Below are 24,511 nucleotides of genomic sequence, written 5' to 3' on the forward strand. Positions count from 1 at the left end.
AATACCGGACGCGTCAGTTTACTCTGTGATTATGCTAGTATAAACGCGTAATGATTTATACGCTGGCTGAATATAAATTGTGGCTCCCGGCGTATTCCTCCTCCAGACGGGTCGATAAAACCGCTGCCCGCGTTAAAACTGAACGCTTTTACGTCGCGACGTCGAATGCGCCGCCAACAAATTCACCGTGGCATAGCGCCGGACTGGTATCGCGCTGCTGAAATCCCTATAATTGCCGCGTTTGGCGTTTCGGCGCCCCCCTTCCTTACATCCAGGTTAATCAGGTCGCTAAATTTATGACTGATCAGTCTCATCAGTGCGTCATTATCGGTATCGCTGGCGCATCGGCTTCCGGCAAGAGTCTTATTGCCAGTACCCTTTACCGCGAATTGCGTGAACAAGTGGGTGACGAACATATTGGCGTTATTCCCGAAGACAGTTATTACAAAGATCAAAGCCATCTGTCGATGGAAGAACGCGTAAAAACCAACTATGACCATCCGAATGCGATGGATCACAGCCTGCTATTTCAGCATCTTCAGGCGCTCAAGCGCGGTTCGGCGATTGAATTACCGGTATACAGTTATGTTGAGCATACCCGTATGCAGGAAACGGTTCGCGTAGAACCGAAGAAAGTGATTATTCTTGAAGGTATTCTGTTACTGACCGACGCGCGTTTGCGTGAAGAGATGAACTTCTCTATTTTTGTCGATACGCCGCTGGATATCTGTTTGATGCGCCGTATCAAACGCGATGTGAACGAGCGTGGTCGCTCAATGGATTCGGTGATGGCGCAATATCAGAAAACGGTGCGTCCGATGTTCCTGCAATTTATTGAGCCTTCCAAACAATATGCGGATATTATCGTGCCGCGCGGCGGTAAAAACCGCATCGCTATTGATATTCTGAAAGCGAAAATCAGCCAGTTCTTTGAATAAATCTGGCGAATTGTGTACCGTTCAGTGATAACCTGGTTAGCCCTTGATGTGCTTGATTTAAGGGCTTGATGCGCGAAAGGAGAAAGTGCCATGCGTTTATGCGACCGAGATATTGAAGCCTGGCTGGATGAAGGCCGTTTGTCTATCACCCCGCGACCTCCCGTAGAGCGCATTAACGGCGCGACGGTCGATGTACGTCTTGGCAATAAATTTCGAACCTTCCGTGGCCATACGGCGGCGTTTATCGATCTGAGCGGGCCGAAAGATGAGGTCAGCGCAGCGCTGGATCGCGTGATGAGCGATGAAATCGTTTTGCCGGACGGCGAGGCATTTTATCTGCATCCGGGCGAGTTGGCGCTGGCCGTTACCTTTGAATCCGTTACCCTGCCGCCGGATTTAGTGGGCTGGCTGGATGGTCGCTCCTCGCTGGCGCGTCTGGGGCTGATGGTGCATGTGACGGCGCACCGGATCGATCCCGGCTGGTCGGGCTGCATTGTGCTTGAGTTTTACAACTCCGGGAAGCTGCCGCTGGCGTTGCGTCCGGGTATGCTCATCGGCGCGCTGAGCTTTGAGCCGCTGTCCGGCCCGGCGGCGCGGCCTTATAACCGCCGTCAGGATGCCAAATATCGCGATCAGCAGGGCGCTGTCGCCAGCCGGATTGATAAAGACTGAGCCATTCGGCGCAATACTGCCGGTCCATTGAGGGTAGCATGAGACGATTTCTGACGACGCTGATGATTCTCCTGGTCGTGCTGGTGGCCGGATTCTCTGCGTTGGTATTGTTGGTCAATCCGAATGATTTCCGCGCCTATATGGTGCAGCAGGTTGCCGCGCGTAGTGAATACCAGTTGCAACTGGACGGGCCGCTGCGCTGGCACGTATGGCCGCAACTCAGCATCCTTTCCGGGCGAATGACGCTAACGGCGCGAGGCGCCAGCGAACCGCTGGTGCGGGCTGACAATATGCGCCTGGATGTCGCTTTATGGCCGCTGTTGAGTCATCAGCTTCATGTTAAGCAGGTGATGCTGAAAGGCGGGGTGATTCAACTGACGCCGCAAACGGAAGCGGTACGCAGCGATGATGCGCCGGTCGCGCCGAAAGATAATACCTTGCCGGACGTAGCGGAAGATCGCGGCTGGTCGTTTGATATTCGTAGCCTGCGCGTTGCCGACAGCGTGCTGGTTTTCCAACATGAAAATGATGATCAGGTCACGGTGCGCGATATTCGTCTGAATATGGAACAAGATGCCGAGCATCGCGGCACGTTTGATTTTTCGGGACGCGTGAACCGCGATCAGCGGGATCTTGCTTTATCGTTCAGCGGAACGGTGGATGCTTCCGATTATCCGCATAATTTAACCGCGGGTATTGAGCAACTGCGCTGGCAATTGCAGGGCGCGGATTTACCGGCGCAGGGGATTGAGGGGCAGGGACAATTACAGGCGCAGTGGCAGGAGGCGCAAAAACGTCTTTCATTTAACCACTTAAATTTAACGGCGAATGACAGTTCTCTGACCGGGCATGTTCAGGTAACGCTGGCGGAGCAGCCGGAATGGCAAATTGACCTCCGGTCCAGCAAGCTTAATCTGGACAACCTGTTGCCGCATCATAGCGCCGTGGCACAGACGGGCGGCGCGGTGTCGCAGGGGCAAAATACGCTCCCCCTGACCAGGCCAGTTATCGCGTCGCGTGTTGGTGCGCCGCCTTATCAGGGGCTGCAAAGCTTTACGGCGGAGATTGTTTTACAGGCGGATTCAGTTCGCTGGCGGGGAATGGACTTTACCCAGGTTTCGACGAAGATGTCTAATCAGGCCGGATTGCTGGATATCACTGAGTTGCAGGGGAAACTGGCCGACGGAGAGATGTCGCTGCCCGGCACGCTTGACGCCCGCACCGCCAGTCCGCGCATCGAGTTCCACCCTCGCCTCAACCATGTTGAGATTGGGACTATCCTGAAAGCCTTCAATTATCCGATTAGCCTGACCGGTAAGATGTCGCTGGTTGGCGATTTCTCCGGGGCGGATATTGACGCGGAGGCATTTCGCCACAGCTGGAAAGGAAAAGCGCATGTTGACATGAGCAATACGCGCCTCGAAGGAATGAATTTCCAGCAACTGGTGCAGCAGGCCGTAGAGCGAAGCGGCGGCGACGCGCAGCAGTCGCAGGAAAATATGGACAACGCGACCCGACTGGATCGCTTCACGACCGATCTGACGCTAAATAAGGGCACGCTGACGCTCGACGACATGGTCGGGCAATCTTCTATGCTGGCGTTAACCGGCAGCGGAACGCTGGATCTGGTTAAGCAGAGCTGTGATACGCAATTTAATCTGCGTGTGCTGGGCGGCTGGAACGGCGATAGCAACCTGATCACCTTCCTGAAAGAGACGCCGGTGCCGCTGCGCGTCTATGGCAAGTGGCAGGAGCTGAACTATACCCTGCAAGTGGATCAGTTATTGCGTAAGCATTTACAGGATGAGGCGAAGCGTCGGCTCAATGACTGGGCGGATCGCAATAAAGATACCCGCAACGGTAAAGATGTGAAGAAGCTGCTGAATAAGCTGTAGTTTTTGGCCAAAGGGCAGAGCCGGATGGCGAGGCTAACGCGCCACCGGCCTGCCTGGTAAGCAGGCCGGGGCAGGCGAACAGACGTTACATCTCCTGGTCTGGCTCGCCGTTATGCAGCGGAATTAACTGCACTTTCTGCACTCGATGGCTTTCTACCTGCAATGTTTTCAGCAAATAATCGCCCACCTGAACCTCTTCACCGGTTTGCGGTATGCGCTGCAAATATTCCATCAATAATCCGGCAATCGTATGGTATTCCCGTTTTTCATCCAGCGGTAGCGGCACGTACTGCACCAAATCCTCCAGCGGCATATGGCCGTTTGCTGTCCAGGAACCGTCCGGGTTCTTCTGAATATCGTGGCGGGCGTCAATTTCCTCGACTTCATTCGGCAGATTACCGGCGATAGTCTCCATGACATCGCTTAATGTCACAATGCCTTCAACCGAGCCAAACTCATCTACGACAAAGGCAAAATGGGTTCTGGCGTTACGGAACTGCTCCAGCGCAGGCAGCAGCGGCAATGTTTCCGGGAAAACCAGCGGTTGGCGAATCAGCGCCCGCAGGTTGAGCGGTTCGCCGCGCAGCGATTGTTGCAACAGATCGATGACGTGGACGACGCCGAGTAAATCTTCCTGTTCATTTTCACCCGTCACGACCAGACGCGTATGCTGGTTCTTTTCCAGCAGAGCGCGGATTTCCGCTTCCGGCGCGTTGAGATCGATATGCTCGATATCGTGGCGCGACGTCATGATGCTACTTACGGTGCGCTGGTTGAGATTCAGCACCCGCTCAATCATCCTGCGCTCCTGCGGATTAAAAATCTGGCTGTCGTCATGGTCTGCCAGCATCGCGGCGGTTTCCGCATCCAGTTCGGCATCCTCTTTTTTACCGCTAATCAGCCGCATCACGGCCTCCGTTGTGCGCTGGCGCAGCGTATGGTTAGCGGAAAGAAAACGGCGGCGGTTAAAAATAGCCAGTTGGTTGAGCGCCTCGATCATCACCGAGAAGCCGATAGCCGCGTACAGATACCCTTTCGGAATGTGGAAACCAAACCCTTCCGCCACCAGGCTAAAGCCGATCATTAGCAGGAAGCTAAGGCACAAAATGACAATGGTGGGATGGTTGTTCACAAATCGGGTCAGTGACTTGCTGGCGAGCAGCATCAGGCTAATGGCGATTATCACTGCCGCCATCATGACCGCCAGGTGATCGACCATCCCCACGGCGGTAATCACGGAGTCGAGAGAAAAGATAGCGTCCAGCACCACGATTTGCGCGACCACCGCCCAGAATTTCGCCCCCTTACGCTGGGTAGGGTTGGCGCTATCTTTCCCTTCCAGCCGTTCGTTGAGCTCCATGGTGGCTTTAAAGAGCAGGAAGAAGCCGCCGAACAGCATAATCAGATCGCGGGCGCTAAAGCTTAACGCCTGTACGCTAAAGAGCGGCTTAGTCAAGGTGACCAGCCACGAGATTGACGCCAGCAGCAGCAGGCGCATGATCATCGCCAGTATCAGGCCGGTAATGCGCGCGCGGTCGCGCTGCCCCGGCGGTAGTTTTTCAGCGAGGATGGCAATAAAGACCAGGTTATCAATGCCGAGAACAAGTTCGATAACGATTAACGTTACCAGTCCGGCCCAGATTGACGGATCGGCAATCCATTCCATAGTAAGAGCAATACCTTCTGTAATATGACAATTGTCACAATTCGATCATGGATAATGCGGCGGAAAAATGCAATGCCGCAGAGCAATTTATCTTTGTTACGCGGCTATAAAATAACTTTAAAATAGCCGTAATGTTTCTGTCGGAAACTAAATAATGTCAAGAATATATTTAGGAAATATCGCAGGTGGAGTGGAGTAAATAAATATTGTCAACATCAATAAAATCCTAAAATCATCTGTTAATTCATTTAATATTAATCTTAAAAATATAGAATGGCGGGTTTGTTACCTTGCCTGTCATTAGGTTAGCTGCAACAATTCTTGCAGGATTAAGATAGCGCTCTTAAATATCCTGTCACGACATCGAGAAAACTATTAATACGTAACCTTTATTTCGCTGAAGATTTTTATCTGAACGAGGATGAAATCGGAGGGGAATGCGAAAATTTAGAATAATCAGTGTATTGGTAGCTAAAAAGCCAGGGGCGGTAGCGTGCCTGAAAGCCTGAATATAAGCCTTTATTATTCTGTCAATAGCCTGCGGATGAATTGATTTTTTTTCAGAATGATGCCAGTTAATTTTCTCTGCCATTAACTGCAAGGTAAATGTGCACGGACGAAGCCGCTATTTAAATTGCACAGGATAATGACTCTGCCAAAGTGATAAATAATCAATGATGAAATCCAAAATGAAATTGATGCCATTATTGGCGTCGCTCAGCTTGATAAGTGGTTGCACAGTACTTCCGGGCAGCAATATGTCTACGATGGGGAAAGATGTGATCAAACAGCAAGACGCTGACTTTGATCTCGACCGGATGGTCAATGTGTATCCGCTGACGCCACGGCTGGTTGAGCAATTACGCCCGCGGCCCAATGTCGCGCAACCGAATATGTCGCTGGACCAGGAGATCGCCAGCTATCAGTATCGCGTCGGGCCTGGCGATGTGCTGAATGTCACCGTCTGGGATCACCCGGAATTGACCACGCCAGCAGGCCAGTACCGTAGCTCAAGCGATACCGGCAACTGGGTACAGCCGGACGGCACCATGTTTTATCCCTACATTGGCAAGGTTAGCGTCGTCGGTAAAACTTTGTCAGAGATTCGCAGCGATATTACCGGGCGTTTAGCGAAGTACATCGCGGACCCGCAGGTGGATGTCAATATCGCCGCTTTCCGCTCGCAAAAAGCGTACATCTCCGGCCAGGTGAATAAATCCGGTCAGCAGGCCATTACTAACGTACCGCTAACCGTCCTGGATGCGATTAACGCTGCGGGCGGCCTGACCGATATGGCGGACTGGCGCAACGTCGTGTTGACGCACAACGGCAAAGAACAGCGCATTTCGCTACAGGCGCTGATGCAAAATGGCGATCTTAGCCAGAACCGCTTGCTCTACCCTGGCGACATTCTGTATGTGCCGCGCAATGACGATCTGAAAGTCTTTGTCATGGGCGAAGTGAAAAAACAGAGCACCCTCAAAATGGATTTCAGCGGTATGACGCTCACCGAAGCATTGGGCAATGCGGAAGGCATCGATCTGACCACCTCCAACGCCAGCGGCATTTTTGTGATTCGTCCGTTGAAAGGCGAGGGGGGACGCGGCGGCAAGATCGCCAATATCTACCAGCTTGATATGTCTGACGCCACGTCATTGGTGATGGCGACGGAATTCCGACTTCAGCCTTACGATGTGGTGTACGTCACGACCGCGCCGGTTGCTCGCTGGAACCGTCTGATCAATCAGTTGCTGCCGACCATTAGCGGTGTCCGTTATATGACGGATACGGCCAGCGACATTCATTCCTGGTAATCGTTATGTTTAACAAAATTTTAGTGGTCTGTGTGGGGAATGTTTGCCGTTCCCCGACGGCGGAACGTTTGCTAAAGCGCTTTCATCCCTCGCTGACGGTTGCGTCCGCCGGGTTAGGCGCGCTGGTCGGCAAAGGCGCCGATCCTGCGGCGGCGAGCGTGGCGAGCGCCCACGATCTGTCTTTGGAAAATCACTGCGCAAGGCAAATTTCCGCGCGTCTGTGCCGGGAATATGACCTGATTCTGACGATGGAGAAACGTCACATCGCCGCCCTGTGCGACATTGCGCCGGAAATGCGCGGCAAGGTAATGCTGTTTGGTCACTGGGACAGCGAGCGTGAAATACCGGACCCGTATCGCAAAAGCCGCGATGCGTTTGAGGCGGTGTACACATTACTGGAAAGGTCTGCCCGCCAGTGGGCGCAGGCACTGAATGCAGAGCAGGGAAAACCATGACAGAAAAAGTAAAACAATCTGCGGCGGTTACGGGTAGCGATGAAATCGATATCGGGCGTCTGGTCGGAACGGTGATTGAAGCGCGTTGGTGGGTGTTGGGGACGACGGCCATATTTGCGCTGTGCGCGGTAATTTATACGTTCTTCGCCACGCCCATCTATAGCGCCGATGCGCTGGTGCAGATTGAACAAAACGCCGGTAATTCGCTGGTACAGGATATCAACAGCGCATTAGCGAATAAGCCGCCGGCTTCCGATGCGGAAATTCAGCTCATTCGATCGCGCCTGGTGCTGGGGAAGACCGTTGACGATCTGGATCTGGATATTGCCGTCACCAAAAACACCTTTCCGCTGTTCGGCGCCGGGTGGGAGCGGCTGATGGGGCGTCACAATGAAATGGTGAAAGTCACGACATTCACCCGACCAGAGACGATGAGCGGACAGATCTTCACCCTCAAAGTGCTGGGCGACAAACGTTATCAGTTGGTTAGCGACGGCGGATTTAGCGCGCAGGGCGTTGTGGGCCAGCCACTCAATAAAGACGGCGTGACGATGCGGGTAGAGGCAATTGACGCCCGTCCTGATACAGAATTTACGGTGAGTAAATTCTCAACGCTTGGCATGATTAATAACCTGCAAAATAACCTCACCGTAACGGAAACCGGCAAAGATACCGGCGTTCTGAGCCTGACGTTCACGGGAGAGGATCGCGACCAGATCCGCGAAATTCTCAACAGTATTACCCGTAACTATCTGCAACAGGATATTGCGCGGAAATCTGAAGAGGCGGGGAAGAGTCTGGCGTTTCTGGCAAAACAACTGCCGGAAGTCCGCAGCCGTCTGGATGTGGCGGAAAACAAGCTAAACGCTTTCCGCCAGGATAAAGACTCGGTGGATTTACCACTGGAGGCGAAGGCGGTGCTCGATTCGATGGTTAATATCGACGCCCAGTTGAATGAGTTGACGTTTAAAGAGGCGGAAATTTCCAAGCTCTTTACCAAAGCGCATCCGGCTTACCGCACCCTGCTGGAAAAACGTAAAGCGCTGGAAGATGAAAAAGCCAAACTGAACGGGCGGGTGACGGCAATGCCGAAAACCCAGCAGGAGATTGTGCGTTTGACCCGTGATGTGGAGTCCGGCCAGCAGGTTTATATGCAACTGCTTAATAAACAGCAGGAGCTGAAAATCACCGAAGCCAGCACCGTTGGCGACGTGCGCATCGTTGACCCGGCGATTACCCAGCCGGGCGTGCTGAAGCCGAAAAAGGCGTTGATTATTCTCGGCAGCATTATTCTGGGATTAATGTTATCGATTGTCGGCGTGCTGCTGCGTTCGCTGTTTAATCGCGGTATCGAAAGCCCGCAGGCACTGGAGGAGCACGGAATCAGCGTCTATGCCAGTATTCCGCTGTCGGAATGGCAAAAAGCGCGCGATAGCGTCAAAACCATTAAAGGAATTAAGCGTTACAAGCAGAGCCAACTGCTGGCGGTGGGCAATCCGACCGATCTGGCGATTGAGGCGATTCGCAGCCTGCGCACCAGCCTGCATTTCGCCATGATGCAGGCGCAAAATAATGTACTCATGCTCACAGGCGTCAGCCCCTCTATCGGCAAAACCTTTGTTTGCGCCAACCTGGCGGCCGTCATCAGCCAGACGCATAAACGGGTATTACTGATCGACTGCGATATGCGCAAGGGCTACACCCATGAACTGCTCGGCACCAATAACGTGGACGGCTTATCTGACATTCTGGCGGGCAAAGGCGAGATAGCCTCCTGCGCGAAACCCACGGCGATCGCTAATTTTGATCTTATTCCGCGCGGTCAGGTACCGCCTAATCCATCAGAATTGCTGATGAGCGAGCGCTTCGGCGAGCTGATCGCCTGGGCAAGCAGCCGCTACGACCTGGTATTAATCGACACGCCGCCGATTCTGGCCGTGACGGACGCCGCGATTGTGGGTCGTCACGTCGGGACGACGCTGATGGTGGCGCGTTATGCCGTCAACACTTTAAAAGAGGTGGAAACCAGTCTGAGCCGTTTTGACCAGAATGGCATTCAGGTCAAAGGCGTCATTCTCAACTCCATTTTCCGCCGGGCGACGGGCTACCAGGATTATGGCTATTACGAGTATGAATACCAGTCAGATTCCAAATAAAAAATAAGGCGTGCCGGATGGCGCGGCCTGTGACTGTAGGCCGGACAAGCGTAGCGCCATGCGGCAAAACTATCTGGGGAATAAGCATGACAACAGACAATCCGCTGATCTCAATTTATATGCCAACCTGGAACAGGCAGCAGTTGGCTATCCGGGCGATTAAATCAGTACTACGTCAGGACTACCGTCACTGGGAGATGATCATCGTGGATGATTGCTCCTCGTCTTATCAGCAGCTACAACAATTCGTTGAGGAGCTGAACGACCCGCGCGTCCGTTATACCCATAACGCCAGGAATACCGGCGCCTGCGCGGTACGCAACCAGGCCATTATGCAGGCGCAAGGGCACTACATTACCGGTATTGATGATGACGATGAATGGACGCCCAACCGTCTGAGCGTGTTTCTGGCCCATAAACACCAGTTAACTACACACGCCTTTTTGTATGCCAACGACTATGTGTGCGAGGGCGAGGTCTACTCTCAGCCTGCCAGCCTGCCGCTGTATCCGAAATCCCCTTATTCGCGCCGCTTATTCTACAAGCGCAATATTATTGGCAATCAGGTTTTTACCTGGGCCTGGCGTTTTAAAGCGTGTTTGTTCGATACCGAACTCAAGGCGGCGCAGGATTACGACATTTTTCTGCGCATGGTGGTGGAGTATGGCGAACCGTGGAAAGTCGAAGAGGCGACGCAAATTTTACATATCAACCACGGCGAGATGCAGATTACCTCTTCGCCGAAAAAGTTCTCCGGCTATTTCCATTTTTATCGTAAGCACAAAGATAAATTCGATCGCGCCAGCAAAAAATACCAGCTTTTTACGCTGTACCAAATTCGCAATAAGCGAATGACCTGGCGCACGTTGCTGACGTTGCTCTCCGTGCGTAATAGCAAACGCCTGGCGGCCGGGTTGCGGGGGCGATAACGATGCTGGAAGACTTACGCGCGAATAGCTGGAGCTTACGCCCCTGTTGCATGGTGCTGGCCTACCGTATCGCTCATTTTTGTTCCGTCTGGCGCAAAAAGAATGTGCTGAATAATCTGTGGGCCGCGCCGGTGTTGGTGCTGTATCGCGTGATCACGGAATGCCTGTTCGGGTATGAAATCCAGGCCGCCGCGACCATTGGTCGGCGGTTCACTATCCATCATGGTTACGCGGTAGTGATCAACAAACATGTCGTCGCCGGCGACGATTTTACCATTCGCCACGGCGTCACCATTGGCAATCGCGGCGCGGACAGCCTGGCTTGTCCGGTGATTGGTCACGGCGTTGAGCTGGGGGCGAATGTCATCCTGCTTGGCGATATTACTATCGGTAATCACGTCACGATTGGCGCGGGTAGCGTGGTGCTTGACAGTATTCCGGACCATGCGCTGGTGGTGGGGGAAAAAGCACGGGTGAAGGTCAGCACATGAATATTCTGCAATTTAATGTACGGCTGGCGGAAGGCGGCGCGGCGGGAGTGGCGTTGGATCTCCATCTGCGGGCGCTGCAAAAAGGGCTGACGTCACGTTTTGTCTACGGTTATGGCAAAGGCGGAAAAAAAAGCGTCAGCCACCACCGTTATCCGCAGGTGATAAAACAGACGCCGCGCGGCACGGCAATCGCTAATATCGCGCTGTTTCGTTTCCTGAATCGCGATCTGTTTGGCAATCTCGACAATCTTTACCGCACGGTTATCCAGACATCCGGCCCGCTGGTGCTGCATTTTCATGTTCTCCACAGTTACTGGCTAAACCTGGCGGACATCGTGACGTTTTGCGAAAAAGTCAAAGCGCAAAAACCAGACGTCACGCTGGTCTGGACGTTGCACGATCACTGGAGCGTCACCGGGCGTTGCGCCTTCACCGACGGTTGCGAGGGCTGGAAAAGCGGCTGCCAAAAATGCCCGACCCTAAGCAATTATCCGCCGGTTAGGGTGGATCGGGCGCACCAGCTTATTGACGGCAAACGTCAGCGCTTTCGGGACATGCTGCGGCTGGGCTGCCGGTTTATTTCGCCGAGCCAGCACGTGGCCGAGGCCTTTAACAGCGTTTATGGCGCGGGGCGCTGCCAGATTATTAACAACGGTATCGATCTGGCGACCGAGGCGATTCTCGCGCAGCTATCACCTGTGCCGCTGAATCCGGGCAGACCGCGGATCGCCATTGTGGCGCATGACTTGCGTTACGACGGCAAAACTGACCAGCGTCTGGTACACGACATGATGGCGCTGGGCGAAAAAATTGAACTGCATACCTTTGGTAAATTTTCGCCTTTTACCGGCCAAAACGTTGTTAATCACGGTTTTGAAACCGATAAGCGCAAATTAATGAGCGCGCTCAATGAGATGGATGCGCTGGTCTTTAGCTCGCGGGTCGATAACTATCCGCTGATCTTGTGTGAAGCGCTCTCGATCGGCGTACCGGTACTCGCTACCCACAGCGAGGCGGCACAGGAGGTGCTGGCGAAATCCGGCGGCCAGACCTTTGCCGCTACAGATGTACTGCGCCTGGCGCAGCGGCGTAAGCCAGAGATTGCTCAGGCGGTATTTGGCGCAACGCTGGACGCCTTTCGTATGCGTAGCCGCGTCGCGTACAGCGGTCAACAGATGCTGGAGGAGTATGTCTCGTTCTATCAGAATCTGTAGCTATCTGCTGCTGCCGCTGATCTACCTACTGGTCAATGTCAAGATTGCCCAACTGGGGGAAAGCTTTCCCATTACCATCGTCACTTTTTTACCGCTGTTGCTGCTGTTATTTGTGGAACGCATTAGCGTAAAAAAATTGATGATCGCCTTAGGCATCGGCGCGGGGCTTACGGCATTTAACTTCCTGTTCGGCCAGTCGCTGAATGCCGGTAAATATGTCACGTCCACGATGCTGTTTGTCTATATTGTGGTCATTATCGGGATGGTCTGGAGTATCCGATTCAAAACCATTTCCGCGCATAACCACCGAAAGATTTTGCGTTTTTTTTATCTGGTGGTGGGTATGGTGGTCGCGCTCGCCGCGGTTGAGATGGCGCAAATTATCCTTACCGGCGGCAGCAGTATTATGGAAGGAATTTCGAAATATCTCATTTACAGTAATAGCTATGTACTGAACTTCATAAAATTTGGCGGTAAGCGTACCACTGCGCTTTATTTTGAACCGGCATTTTTCGCTTTGGCACTAATCTCAATTTGGCTGAGCATCAAACAGTTTGGTATCAAAACACCGAAAAGCGATGCTATGATTCTGGCAGGGATAATATTATCAGGATCATTTTCAGGGGTAATGACCTTTATCCTGTTTTACCTTCTGGAGTGGGCGTTCCAATATTTGAATAAGGATGCGATAAAGAAAAAACTTCCACTGGCGCTGGTCTCATTAACCCTGTTTTTGGTTGGGGTAATTATTGCATTTCCTTATATCGCGACACGACTTGGCGATTTAGGGACGGAAGGCTCATCTTCTTATTATCGTATTGTGGGCCCGTTAGTCATGGTCGGATATTCCTTGACCCATATTGATGGTGTAGTCAGATTTGGCTCACTTTATGAATATGTCGCATCATTCGGAATCTTTAACGGTGCGGATGTCGGGAAAACCATAGACAATGGATTGTATCTGCTGATTATTTATTTTTCCTGGTTCGCAGTGCTAATGACGCTGTGGTATATGGGGAAAGTTTTAAAAATGGCGCTAAATGCGTTTGGCGATAATCGTAATTTTCGGGTGCAGCTCTATCTTTTTACGCCGGTGTCGCTGTTTTTTACCGGTTCAATATTTAGCCCGGAATATGCTTTTTTAATCGTCTGTCCGTTCATTTTGCGCAAGGCGTTAAAAATTTCATAACGGGGTGGTGGCATGTTTTTAAGCGTCGTTACCGTCGCCTTTCGCAATTACGAAGGGGTGGTAAAAACCTGGCGCTCGCTGCGCAATCTGGCGCGCGATCCGGGCCTGTCATTTGAATGGATCGTAGTGGATGGCGGTTCGGAGGACGGCACGCGCGAATTTCTGCAAAAACGTCACGGTGAGTTTAACCTGCGTTTTATCAGTGAAAAGGATCGCGGTATTTATGATGCCATGAACAAAGGCATTGCGCTGGCGCAGGGGCGCTATACCCTGTTTCTTAATTCCGGTGATGCGTTCCATGATGATGCCGCGCTGTTTGTCCGCCAACTGGCGCGACAAAAGGGCGAGGCGATGTATATTGGCGACGCGCTGCTGGATTTCGGCGGCGGGCATAAAATACGCCGGAAGGCTAAACCCGGGTATTATATCTACCATAGTTTGCCAGCCAGCCATCAGGCGATATTTTTCCCGACGGTAGCGTTAAAAAAGTATCCTTATGATCTGCAATATCATGTCTCTTCAGATTATGCGCTGGCGGCCCGTCTCTATAAAGCAGGCTATCCTTTTCGGCGAATTAACGGACTGGTATCTGAATTTTCGATGGGCGGCGTGTCAACCTCGAATAATCTGGAATTATGTCAGGATGCAAAAAATGTACAGCGAAAAATATTACGTGTGCCAGGATTTTGGGCGCAATTATCCTATTTATTACGTCTGAAAACGACGGGTAAAACAAAAGCGCGGTATAACAAAGTCTAATCACCGGGAGTTATTATGCAGGATCTTAGCGGCTTTACGGTGCCGAAAGGGTTCCGCGGCGCTAATGCGCTAAAAGTACAATTATGGTGGGCGGTACAGGCGACATTATTCGCCGGATCGCCGCAAATATTGTATCGCTGGCGAGCCTTTTTGCTGCGTCTGTTTGGCGCCAAAATTGGAAAGAATGTGGTTATTCGACCGTCAGTAAAAATTACCTATCCGTGGAAATTAACCGTCGGCGATTATGCCTGGGTAGGCGACGACGCTGTGTTATATACGTTGGGTGAAATTAATATTGGCGCACATGCGGTCATTTCACAAAAAGGGTATTTGTGTACCGGTAGCCATGATTATACCAGCGCCCATTTCGATATTAACGCCGCGCCGATTGTTATTGGCGAAAAATGTTGGCTGGCAACCGATGTTTTTGTCGCGCCCGGCGTGACGATAGGTCATGGCACCGTCGTCGGCGCGCGCAGCAGCGTATTTAAATCATTACCGGCAAATGCGATTTGTCGGGGCAATCCCGCAGTGGTAACGCGCCAGCGCGTTCAGAAAGTTACTCCCTAACGGGACTATTTGAGGAAATGAAAATGTCAAAAGTCGCTCTCATTACTGGCGTAACCGGACAGGATGGGTCTTACCTGGCAGAATTTCTGCTGGAAAAAGGGTATGAGGTGCATGGTATCAAGCGCCGCGCGTCATCGTTTAATACCGAGCGCGTGGACCATATTTATCAGGATCCGCACAGCTGCAACCCGAAATTTCATCTGCATTATGGCGACCTGACCGACGCCTCCAACCTGACCCGCATTTTACAGGAAGTGCAGCCGGATGAGGTCTACAACCTGGGCGCAATGAGCCACGTGGCGGTGTCGTTTGAGTCGCCGGAATATACCGCCGATGTGGATGCGATGGGCACGCTGCGCCTGCTGGAGGCGATTCGCTTCCTCGGTCTTGAAAAGAAAACGCGGTTCTACCAGGCCTCCACCTCTGAACTGTACGGTCTGGTGCAGGAAATTCCGCAGAAAGAGACCACGCCGTTCTACCCGCGTTCCCCCTATGCGGTGGCGAAACTGTACGCCTACTGGATCACCGTCAACTACCGTGAATCCTACGGTATTTACGCCTGTAACGGCATTCTGTTTAACCACGAGTCCCCGCGTCGCGGCGAAACCTTCGTCACCCGTAAGATCACCCGCGCCATCGCCAATATCGCGCAGGGACTGGAGTCCTGCCTGTATCTCGGCAACATGGACTCGCTGCGCGACTGGGGCCATGCGAAAGATTACGTGCGGATGCAGTGGATGATGTTACAGCAGGAGCAGCCGGAAGATTTCGTGATTGCCACCGGCGTGCAGTATTCCGTGCGCCAGTTTGTGGAGCTGGCGGCGGCGCAACTGGGGATAAAACTGCGCTTTGAAGGCGAAGGCATTAATGAGAAAGGGATCGTGGTATCCGTTACCGGACACGATGCGCCGGGCGTGAAACCGGGGGATGTGATTGTGGCCGTTGATCCGCGTTATTTCCGTCCGGCGGAAGTGGAAACCCTGCTGGGCGACCCGTCCAAAGCGCATGAGAAACTGGGCTGGAAACCGGAAATCACCCTGTCGGAGATGGTCTCCGAGATGGTGGCGAACGATCTGGAAGCCGCGAAAAAACACTCACTGCTGAAATCTCACGGTTACGAGGTGGCCATCGCGCTGGAGTCCTGAGAATGAATAAGCAACGAATTTTTGTGGCGGGCCATCGCGGGATGGTGGGCTCCGCCATTGTACGGCAGCTTGCGCAGCGCGGCGACGTGGAACTGGTGCTGCGCACCCGCGATGAGCTGGATCTGCTCGACGGGCGCGCGGTACAGGCGTTCTTTGCCGGGGCGGGTATCGACCAGGTTTATCTGGCGGCGGCGAAAGTGGGCGGCATTGTCGCCAACAACACGTATCCGGCGGATTTTATTTATGAAAACATGATGATAGAGAGCAACATTATTCACGCCGCGCACCTGCACAACGTGAACAAACTGCTGTTTCTCGGTTCGTCCTGTATCTATCCGAAACTGGCAAGGCAGCCGATGGCGGAAAGCGAGCTGCTGCAGGGGACGTTGGAGCCGACCAACGAGCCGTATGCCATCGCCAAGATCGCCGGAATTAAACTGTGCGAGTCCTACAACCGGCAGTACGGTCGCGACTACCGTTCGGTGATGCCGACCAACCTGTACGGCCCGCATGACAATTTCCATCCGGACAATTCACATGTGATCCCGGCGCTGCTGCGCCGTTTTCATGAGGCTGCGCAGAGCCACGCGCCGGAGGTGGTGGTGTGGGGCAGCGGCACGCCGATGCGTGAATTTCTGCACGTTGACGATATGGCGGCGGCCAGTATTCACGTGATGGAGCTGGCGCGCGAAGTGTGGCAGGAGAACACCGACCCGATGCTGTCGCACATTAACGTCGGCACTGGCGTGGACTGCACCATTCGCGAGCTGGCGCAGACCATCGCAAAGGTGGTGGGTTACCAGGGCCGGGTGGTGTTCGACGCCGCGAAGCCGGACGGCACGCCGCGTAAATTGCTCGACGTCACGCGCCTGCATCAGCTTGGCTGGTATCACGAAATTTCACTGGAGGCAGGGCTTGCCGGTACTTACCAGTGGTTCCTTGAGAATCAGCAACGGTTCCGGGGGTGACAATGTTTTTACGTCAGGAAGATTTCGCCGCCGTGGTGCGGACCACGCCCCTCATCTCCCTCGATTTCATTGTGGAAAACGGCCAGGGGGAAATTTTACTGGGTCAGCGTCTCAACCGTCCGGCGCAGGGCTACTGGTTTGTGCCGGGGGGGCGGGTGTGCAAAGACGAAACGCTGGAGGCCGCCTTTGCACGCCTGACGCAGGCGGAACTGGGCGTGCGTCTGCCGCTGGCGGCAGGGACGTTTTATGGCGTCTGGCAGCACTTCTATGACGACAACTTTTCCGGTGAGGATTTTTCAACTCACTACATCGTGCTCGGCTTTCGTCTGCGCGTGGCGGAGAGCGATTTACGCCTGCCTGACACCCAGCATGGCAGTTACCGCTGGCTGACGCCGGAACAGCTTCTGGCAAGCGATAATGTTCATGAGAACAGTCGGGCCTACTTCTCTCCTGACGTGCCGGCGGTGGGCCTATGAAGATCCTGGTCTATGGCATTAACTATTCACCGGAACTGACCGGTATCGGCAAATATACCGGCGAAATGGTGGCGTGGATGGCGCGGGAAGGCCATGAGGTGCGGGTCATTACTGCGCCGCCGTACTACCCGCAGTGGAAGGTCGGCGAGCGCTATTCCGCCTGGCGCTATCGCCGGGAAGAGGGCGAGGCTACCGTCTGGCGCTGCCCGCTGTATGTGCCGAAACAGCCCTCCACCTTAAAACGGTTGCTTCATCTGGGGAGCTTTGCATTGAGCAGTTTTTTCCCACTGATGGCGCAGCGTCGCTGGAAGCCGGATCGGATTATCGGCGTTGTACCGACGCTCTTTTGTACGCCGGGAATGCGCCTGCTGGCGGCACTCTCCGGCGCGCGTACCGTACTGCATATTCAGGATTACGAAGTGGACGCCATGCTCGGCTTAGGAATGGCGGGAAAAGGCAAGCGCGGCAGCGTAGCGCGGTTAGCGACGGCCTTTGAACGCAGTGCGCTGCGTAACGTTGATAATGTTTCGGCCATCTCTCGCTCCATGATGAATAAAGCGCGGGAAAAGGGCGTCGCGGCGGAAAAAATCCTCTTTTTTCCGAACTGGTCGGAAGTGGCGCGCTTTCAGGATGTTAATGACGCTGACGTGACGGCTTTGCGTCAGCAGCTTGGCTTGTCAGAGGGCAAAAAAATTGTGCTCTATTCCGGCAATATCGGCGAAAAGCAAGGGCTGGAAAAGGTAATTGACGCCGCGGAACGATTACGCGATCGACCGTTGATTTTTGCGATTGTCGGCCAGGGGGGCGGCAAGGCGCGGCTGGAGAACATGGCCCGCGAACGCGGCCTGCCAAATATTAAATTCCTCCCGCTGCAGCCTTACGACGCCTTACCCGCGCTGCTGAAAATGGGCGACTGCCATCTGGTGGTGCAAAAGCGCGGCGCAGCGGATGCGGTACTGCCCTCCAAGCTGACTAACATTCTGGCGGTCGGCGGTAATGCGGTGATTACCGCTGAGCCGCACACCGAATTAGGACAACTTTGCGCGCGCTATCCGGGCATCGCCGTTTGCGTGGAACCGGAGTCGACCGACGCGCTGGTCAACGGGATTAGCCAGGCGCTCGCCATGCCGAAAAACAACACGACGGCACGTGAATACGCCGAACGCACGCTCAATAAAGAGAACGTGCTACGCCAATTTATTGCAGATATTCGGGGATGATAATGCGTCAGACAAAACTTTACCCGGTTGTGATGGCCGGTGGCTCCGGTAGCCGATTGTGGCCGCTTTCTCGCGTGCTTTATCCAAAACAGTTTCTGTGCCTGAAAGGCGATCTCACCATGCTGCAAACCACCATTTGCCGTCTGAACGGCGTGGAGTGCGAAAGCCCGGTGGTTATCTGCAACGAACAGCACCGTTTTATCGTTGCCGAGCAGCTCCGCCAGCTCAATAAGCTGACGGAGAACATTATTCTTGAGCCCGCCGGGCGCAATACCGCGCCGGCGATTGCGTTGGCGGCGCTGGCGGCGACGCGCCAGCATACGGACTGCGATCCGCTGATGCTGGTACTGGCGGCGGATCATGCGATCGCCAATGAAGAGGCCTTCCGCGACGCGGTGCGCGGCGCCATGCCCTATGCCGACGCGGGCAAACTGGTGACCTTCGGTATCGTGCCGGATCTGCCGGAAACCGGCTATGGCTATATCCGGCGCGGTGATGTCGTGCCGGGCGCGACGGATGCGGTGGCTTTTGAGGTGGCGCAGTTCGTTGAGAAGCCGGGGCTGGAAACCGCCCAGGCCTACGTCGCCAGCGGCGATTACTACTGGAACAGCGGCATGTTTCTGTTCCGCGCCGGACGCTATCTGGAAGAGCTGAAAAAGTTCCGCCCCGATATTCTGGCCGCCTGTGAACAGGCGATGCGCGGCGTCGATCCGGATCTTGACTTCATTCGCGTGGATGAAGAGGCCTTCCTCGCCTGTCCGGAAGAGTCCATTGACTACGCGGTGATGGAGCGGACGGCGGACGCGGTGGTGATGCCAATGGACGCGGGCTGGAGCGATGTCGGCTCGTGGTCCTCGCTGTGGGAAATCAGCGCCCACACCCCGGAGGGAAATGTCCACCACGGCGACGTCATCAGCCATAAAACGGAAAACAGCTACGTTTACGCCGAATCCGGCCTGGTGACCACCGTCGGTGTGAAGGATCTGGTGGTGGTGCAGACCAAAGACGCCGTGCTGATTGCCGATCGCCACGCGGTGCAGGACGTGAAAAAGGTGGTGGAGAAGATCAAGGCCGACGGACGCCATGAGCACCACATGCACCGCGAGGTTTACCGTCCGTGGGGCAAATACGACTCCATCGACGCGGGTGAGCGCTATCAGGTGAAACGTATTACCGTCAAGCCGGGGGAAGGACTGTCGGTGCAGATGCACCATCACCGCGCCGAGCACTGGGTGGTGGTGGCGGGGACCGCCAGAGTCACCATCAACGGCGAGGTTAAGCTGCTCGGTGAAAACGAGTCCATCTATATTCCGCTGGGGGCGACCCACTGCCTGGAAAATCCGGGAAAAATACCGCTCGATTTAATTGAAGTGCGTTCCGGCTCGTATCTCGAAGAGGACGACGTGGTGCGGTTCGAGGATCGTTACGGGCGGGTCTGACGCCTGCAACGGTGCCCGGTAAGCGCAACGCGCCATCCGGCAATGAATAACAATAACGATGTTGGCCATTTACGGTCAGGGCTAACTGTTGCCTGAAGAAGGGTAAGAACATGACAAAATTAACCTGTTTCAAGGCCTACGACATTCGCGGCAGGCTGGGCGAAGAGCTCAATGAAGATATCGCGTGGCGGATTGGCCGCGCCTACGGCGAATATTTAAAACCGAAAACCATCGTGCTGGGCGGCGACGTGCGTCTGACCAGCGAGGCGCTGAAGCTGGCGCTGGCGAAAGGGTTACAGGACGCGGGCGTCGACGTGCTGGATATCGGTATGTCCGGCACCGAAGAGATTTACTTCGCCACCTTCCACCTCGGCGTGGACGGCGGTATTGAGGTGACCGCCAGCCATAATCCGATGGACTACAACGGCATGAAGCTGGTGCGCGAGGGCGCCCGCCCGATAAGCGGCGACACCGGTCTGCGCGACGTTCAGCGTCTGGCGGAAGCGGGCGACTTCCCGCCGGTGAACGAGGCCGCGCGCGGCAGCTACAGACAAATCAGCCTGCGCGACGCCTACATCGACCACCTGCTCGGCTATATCAGCGTCAGCAATCTCACCCCGCTGAAGCTGGTGGTGAATTCCGGCAATGGGGCGGCGGGGCCGGTCATTGACGCCATCGAAGCGCGTCTGAAGGCGCTGGGCGCGCCGGTGGAGTTCATCAAAATCCACAACACCCCGGACGGCACCTTCCCGAACGGCATTCCCAACCCGTTGCTGCCGGAGTGTCGCGACGACACCCGCAAGGCCGTTATTGAACACGGGGCGGACATGGGTATCGCCTTTGACGGCGACTTCGACCGCTGCTTCCTGTTCGATGAGAAAGGGCAGTTTATCGAGGGGTACTACATCGTCGGGCTGCTGGCGGAAGCATTTCTGGAAAAACACCCGGGGGCGAAGATTATCCACGACCCGCGCCTGACCTGGAACACGGAGGCAGTGGTGACGGCGGCGGGCGGGACGCCGGTGATGTCAAAAACCGGGCACGCCTTTATCAAGGAGCGGATGCGTACGGAGGATGCCATTTATGGTGGGGAAATGAGCGCACATCACTATTTCCGTGATTTTGCCTACTGCGACAGCGGGATGATCCCGTGGCTGCTGGTGGCGGAGCTGGTGTGCCTGAAGGGGCAGTCGCTGGGTGAACTGGTCCGCGACCGGATGGCGGCGTTTCCGGCGAGCGGGGAAATCAACAGCAGACTGGCGGAGCCGGCGGCGGCCATTGCGCGGGTGGAAGCGCACTTTGCGGAAGAGGCGCAGGCAGTGGACCGCACGGACGGTCTCAGCATGTCGTTTGCCAACTGGCGTTTCAACCTGCGCTCGTCAAACACCGAACCGGTGGTGCGCCTGAATGTGGAATCACGCGGCGATATTCCGCTGATGGAAGCGCGAACACGCACTCTGCTGGCGCTGCTGAATCAGTAACGTCAGATCTCCCCTTACCGCCTGCGGGTAAGGGGCCAATCACAGGAACAACGATGACAAATCTAAAAAAGCGCGAACGAGCCAAAACCAATGCATCGTTAATCTCTATGGTGCAACGCTTTTCAGATATCACCATCATGTTTGGCGGGCTGTGGTTCATCTGTGAAGTCAGTGGACTGCCATTCCTGTACATGCACCTGTTGGTGGCGCTGATTACGCTGGTTGTTTTTCAAATGCTGGGCGGGATGACCGATTTTTATCGCTCCTGGCGCGGCGTCAAAATGTCGACAGAGTTAACGCTGTTACTGCAAAACTGGACGCTGAGCCTGATCTTCAGCGCCGGTCTGGTGGCGTTTAATGATGACTTTGACAACCGCCTCGCCACCTGGCTGGCCTGGTATGCGCTGTCCAGCCTGGGCTTAGTGTTATGCCGTTCATTTATTCGTTTCGGCGCGGGTTGGCTACGCAATCGTGGTTATAACACTCGCCGGGTCGCCGTCGCCGGAGATTTGCCTGCGGGCCAGACGTTGCTGGATAGCTTCCGTAATGAGCCGTGGCTGGGTTTTGAGGTGGTGGGCGTCTATCACGATCCTAAACCGGGCGGCGTCTCTGCTGACTGGGCCGGGAACTTCGAGCAGTTAATTGACGATGCGAAAGCCTCGCGAATTCACAATGTTTATATCGCCATGTCAATGAGCGACGGCGCCATGGTGAAAAAACTGGTGCGCGAGCTGGCCGACACCACCTGCTCGGTGATCCTTATTCCCGATGTGTTCACCTTTAATATTCTCCACTCGCGCGTGGAGGAGATGAGCGGCGTTCCGGTCGTTCCGCTGTATGACACGCCGCTATCAGGGATTAACCGTCTGCTTAAACGGGCAGAAGATATCGTGCTGGCGTCGCTGATTCTGCTGCTCATCTCACCGGTACTGTGCTGCATTGCGCTGGCGGTCAAATTGAGCTCGCCCGGGCCGGTGATTTTCCGTCAGACGCGCTACGGGATGGACGGCAAGCCGATCAAGGTCTGGAAGTTCCGCTCAATGAAGGTGATGGAGAACGATAAGGTCGTTACCCAGGCGACGCAAAACGATCCGCGCGTCACCCGGGTAGGTAACTTTTTGCGTCGTACCTCGCTGGATGAATTACCGCAGTTTATCAACGTATTAACCGGCGGGATGTCTATCGTCGGTCCTCGCCCGCACGCGGTGGCGCATAACGAACAGTATCGTCAGTTGATTGAAGGTTACATGCTACGCCACAAGATGAAGCCGGGCATCACCGGCTGGGCGCAAATTAATGGCTGGCGCGGTGAGACCGATACGCTGGAGAAAATGGAAAAACGCGTGGAATTCGACCTGGAATACATCCGCGAATGGAGTATTTGGTTCGATATCAAAATCGTTTTTCTGACGATTTTTAAAGGGTTTGTTAATAAAGCGGCGTATTAAGAACCTGACCCACAAGGCTATTTTACTTGCCATATTGCACCAGGGCAGTGCTCAATCTGGCTGCGCCAATGACGCCTTGTGAACAGGTTCTGGAGAAAAGAATGAGTTTACGACAAAAAACGATCAGCGGCGCTAAATGGTCGGCTATCGCCACGATAGTGATTATCGGTCTGGGGTTAATTCAGATGACGGTGCTGGCGCGGATCATCGACAACCACCAGTTTGGCCTGTTGACCGTCTCGCTGGTGATTATCGCGCTGGCCGACACGATCTCGGACTTTGGCATCGCGAACTCGATTATCCAGCGTAAAACGATTGGGCATCTGGAGCTGACCACGCTTTACTGGCTAAACGTTGGGCTTGGGATTGTGGTATTTGCGGTGGTCTTTTGGCTGAGCGATGCGATTGCGCATGTTTTGCATAACCCGGATCTCGCGCCGTTAATCAAAACGTTGTCGCTGGCGTTTATCGTGATCCCTCATGGGCAGCAGTTCCGCGCGCTAATGCAAAAAGAGCTGGAGTTCAATAAGATCGGCATGATCGAAACGACCTCCGTGCTGGCGGGGTTCACCTTTACGGTGATTAGCGCCCATTACTGGCCGCTGGCGTTAACCGCGATTCTCGGCTATCTGGTGAACAGTGCGGTGCGAACGCTGCTGTTTGGTTACTTTGGCCGCAAGATTTACCGTCCGGGGCTGCATTTTTCGCTGGCATCGGTGTCCACGAACCTGCGTTTTGGCGCGTGGCTGACGGCGGACAGTATCGTCAATTACATCAACACGAATTTATCGACGCTGGTACTGGCGCGAATTCTCGGCGCAAGCGTCGCCGGGGGATATAACCTCGCGTACAACGTGGCGGTTGTGCCGCCGGCGAAGCTTAACCCCATCATTACTCGCGTGCTATTTCCGGCATTCGCCAAAATCCAGGACGATACCGAGAAGCTGCGCGTCAACTTCTATAAGTTGCTTTCCGTGGTGGGAATTATCAATTTTCCCGCGCTGTTGGGCCTGATGGTAGTGGCGAACAATTTTGTGCCGTTAGTGTTTGGCGAGAAGTGGAACAGCATTATCCCGATCCTGCAATTGCTGTGCGTGGTGGGGCTGCTGCGCTCGGTCGGCAACCCGATTGGTTCGCTGCTGATGGCGAAAGCGCGCGTGGATATCAGCTTTAAGTTCAACGTCTTTAAAACGTTTCTGTTTATCCCGGCAATTCTCATTGGCGGCCATCTGGCGGGGGCGATTGGCGTGACGCTGGGGTTCCTGGTGGTACAAATCATCAACACCATTCTGAGCTATTTCGTGATGATTAAGCCGGTACTCGGCTCCAGCTATCGTCAGTATATTCTCAGCCTGTGGCTACCGTTTTATCTCTCATTGCCAACATTTATTACCAGCTACGGCGCAGGAAAGCTGGTCGACGGTTATTTACCGTTGTCGGGGGTATTCGCGCTACAGGTTATGGTCGGTATTTTGAGTTTTATTTTAATGATTATTTTTTCACGCAATGCGCTGGTGACGGAAATTAAAAATCAGCTTTTTGGCAGTGCAAAAATGAAAAAGTTATTACGTGTCGGATGACGGGGA

The 24,511-nt window shown here is 54.3% G+C and carries 21 protein-coding genes; 20 read left to right on the forward strand and 1 reads right to left on the reverse strand.

From position 1 onward, the window contains the following. Nucleotides 1–296 precede the first annotated feature (296 nt). The 3 genes from udk to asmA all read left to right on the forward strand — a co-directional run bounded on the left by udk (nucleotide 297) and on the right by asmA (nucleotide 3,505). Nucleotides 297–938 (forward strand): uridine kinase, encoded by a 642-nt coding sequence (gene udk, locus ACLJPQ_RS05445; protein ID WP_000132082.1) that lies wholly within the window; start codon nucleotides 297–299, stop codon nucleotides 936–938. A gap of 90 nt (nucleotides 939–1,028) precedes the next feature. Then, entirely contained in the window at nucleotides 1,029–1,610 is a 582-nt protein-coding gene (gene dcd / locus ACLJPQ_RS05450) for a dCTP deaminase (RefSeq protein ID WP_001234783.1), read from the forward strand. A 38-nt stretch (nucleotides 1,611–1,648) separates the two neighbouring features. After that, entirely contained in the window at nucleotides 1,649–3,505 is a 1,857-nt protein-coding gene (gene asmA, locus ACLJPQ_RS05455; RefSeq protein WP_021294058.1) for an outer membrane assembly protein AsmA, read from the forward strand. Between the two features lie 85 nt (nucleotides 3,506–3,590). On the opposite strand, the gene ACLJPQ_RS05460 is transcribed toward asmA, so the two are convergent. Continuing rightward, nucleotides 3,591–5,171 (reverse strand): TerC family protein, encoded by a 1,581-nt coding sequence (locus ACLJPQ_RS05460; protein ID WP_000454713.1) that lies wholly within the window; start codon nucleotides 5,169–5,171, stop codon nucleotides 3,591–3,593. A 674-nt stretch (nucleotides 5,172–5,845) separates the two neighbouring features. Here ACLJPQ_RS05460 and ACLJPQ_RS05465 point away from each other — a divergent pair. The 17 genes from ACLJPQ_RS05465 (at nucleotide 5,846) to wzxC (ending at nucleotide 24,505) form a co-directional block, all read left to right on the forward strand. After that, nucleotides 5,846–6,985 carry a polysaccharide export protein gene (locus ACLJPQ_RS05465; protein WP_000978077.1) on the forward strand — a complete coding sequence of 380 codons (1,140 nt, stop codon included), beginning with the start codon at nucleotides 5,846–5,848 and terminating at the stop codon, nucleotides 6,983–6,985. Nucleotides 6,986–6,990: 5 nt separating this feature from the next. After that, nucleotides 6,991–7,440, forward strand: a complete 450-nt coding sequence (wzb, locus tag ACLJPQ_RS05470; RefSeq protein WP_000482224.1) for a low molecular weight protein-tyrosine-phosphatase Wzb — start codon at nucleotides 6,991–6,993, stop codon at nucleotides 7,438–7,440. Beyond that, complete coding sequence (wzc, locus tag ACLJPQ_RS05475) at nucleotides 7,437–9,596, forward strand: tyrosine-protein kinase Wzc (RefSeq protein WP_000137227.1); 2,160 nt, start codon at nucleotides 7,437–7,439, stop codon at nucleotides 9,594–9,596. The genes wzb and wzc overlap by 4 nt, the downstream gene beginning before the upstream one ends. Before the next feature lie 86 nt (nucleotides 9,597–9,682). Further along, nucleotides 9,683–10,525: a colanic acid biosynthesis glycosyltransferase WcaA gene (gene wcaA / locus ACLJPQ_RS05480; protein ID WP_000205695.1), complete on the forward strand. Its 843-nt coding sequence runs from the start codon at nucleotides 9,683–9,685 to the stop codon at nucleotides 10,523–10,525. Between the two features lie 2 nt (nucleotides 10,526–10,527). Then, complete coding sequence (wcaB, locus tag ACLJPQ_RS05485; RefSeq protein WP_000888724.1) at nucleotides 10,528–11,016, forward strand: colanic acid biosynthesis acetyltransferase WcaB; 489 nt, start codon at nucleotides 10,528–10,530, stop codon at nucleotides 11,014–11,016. Then, complete coding sequence (gene wcaC / locus ACLJPQ_RS05490; RefSeq protein WP_079944202.1) at nucleotides 11,013–12,230, forward strand: colanic acid biosynthesis glycosyltransferase WcaC; 1,218 nt, start codon at nucleotides 11,013–11,015, stop codon at nucleotides 12,228–12,230. The genes wcaB and wcaC overlap by 4 nt, the downstream gene beginning before the upstream one ends. Continuing rightward, a complete protein-coding gene (wcaD, locus tag ACLJPQ_RS05495) occupies nucleotides 12,205–13,419 on the forward strand; it encodes a colanic acid polymerase WcaD (RefSeq protein ID WP_000091397.1) in 1,215 nt (404 codons plus the stop codon). Before wcaC ends, wcaD begins: the two co-directional genes overlap by 26 nt. Nucleotides 13,420–13,431: 12 nt before the next feature. Continuing rightward, nucleotides 13,432–14,178: a colanic acid biosynthesis glycosyltransferase WcaE gene (gene wcaE / locus ACLJPQ_RS05500; RefSeq protein ID WP_000480134.1), complete on the forward strand. Its 747-nt coding sequence runs from the start codon at nucleotides 13,432–13,434 to the stop codon at nucleotides 14,176–14,178. A gap of 15 nt (nucleotides 14,179–14,193) precedes the next feature. After that, a complete protein-coding gene (gene wcaF, locus ACLJPQ_RS05505) occupies nucleotides 14,194–14,748 on the forward strand; it encodes a colanic acid biosynthesis acetyltransferase WcaF (protein ID WP_001153603.1) in 555 nt (184 codons plus the stop codon). 23 nt (nucleotides 14,749–14,771) lie between these two features. Continuing rightward, the gene (gene gmd, locus ACLJPQ_RS05510) at nucleotides 14,772–15,893 is read left to right on the forward strand and encodes a GDP-mannose 4,6-dehydratase (RefSeq protein WP_000048160.1); all 1,122 of its coding nucleotides are present in this window, start codon (nucleotides 14,772–14,774) and stop codon (nucleotides 15,891–15,893) included. A 2-nt stretch (nucleotides 15,894–15,895) separates the two neighbouring features. Next, nucleotides 15,896–16,861 (forward strand): GDP-L-fucose synthase family protein, encoded by a 966-nt coding sequence (locus ACLJPQ_RS05515; protein ID WP_001041704.1) that lies wholly within the window; start codon nucleotides 15,896–15,898, stop codon nucleotides 16,859–16,861. Between the two features lie 2 nt (nucleotides 16,862–16,863). Continuing rightward, on the forward strand, nucleotides 16,864–17,337 hold the full coding sequence (locus ACLJPQ_RS05520; RefSeq protein WP_078061191.1) for a GDP-mannose mannosyl hydrolase: 474 nt from the start codon (nucleotides 16,864–16,866) through the stop codon (nucleotides 17,335–17,337). Beyond that, entirely contained in the window at nucleotides 17,334–18,557 is a 1,224-nt protein-coding gene (gene wcaI / locus ACLJPQ_RS05525) for a colanic acid biosynthesis fucosyltransferase WcaI (protein WP_080184651.1), read from the forward strand. The genes ACLJPQ_RS05520 and wcaI overlap by 4 nt, the downstream gene beginning before the upstream one ends. Further along, on the forward strand, nucleotides 18,554–19,996 hold the full coding sequence (gene cpsB / locus ACLJPQ_RS05530; protein WP_000605946.1) for a mannose-1-phosphate guanyltransferase: 1,443 nt from the start codon (nucleotides 18,554–18,556) through the stop codon (nucleotides 19,994–19,996). Before wcaI ends, cpsB begins: the two co-directional genes overlap by 4 nt. 110 nt (nucleotides 19,997–20,106) lie before the next feature. Further along, the gene (gene cpsG, locus ACLJPQ_RS05535; RefSeq protein ID WP_080184650.1) at nucleotides 20,107–21,477 is read left to right on the forward strand and encodes a colanic acid biosynthesis phosphomannomutase CpsG; all 1,371 of its coding nucleotides are present in this window, start codon (nucleotides 20,107–20,109) and stop codon (nucleotides 21,475–21,477) included. A 53-nt stretch (nucleotides 21,478–21,530) separates the two neighbouring features. Beyond that, nucleotides 21,531–22,925: an undecaprenyl-phosphate glucose phosphotransferase gene (gene wcaJ / locus ACLJPQ_RS05540; RefSeq protein ID WP_000183166.1), complete on the forward strand. Its 1,395-nt coding sequence runs from the start codon at nucleotides 21,531–21,533 to the stop codon at nucleotides 22,923–22,925. 101 nt (nucleotides 22,926–23,026) lie between these two features. Next, nucleotides 23,027–24,505: a colanic acid undecaprenyl disphosphate flippase WzxC gene (wzxC, locus tag ACLJPQ_RS05545; RefSeq protein WP_000058683.1), complete on the forward strand. Its 1,479-nt coding sequence runs from the start codon at nucleotides 23,027–23,029 to the stop codon at nucleotides 24,503–24,505. Nucleotides 24,506–24,511 lie beyond the last annotated feature (6 nt).

Origin of the sequence: Salmonella sp. SAL04213, from assembly GCF_046550535.1 — a bacterium.
GTDB classification, from domain to species: domain Bacteria; phylum Pseudomonadota; class Gammaproteobacteria; order Enterobacterales; family Enterobacteriaceae; genus Salmonella; species Salmonella enterica.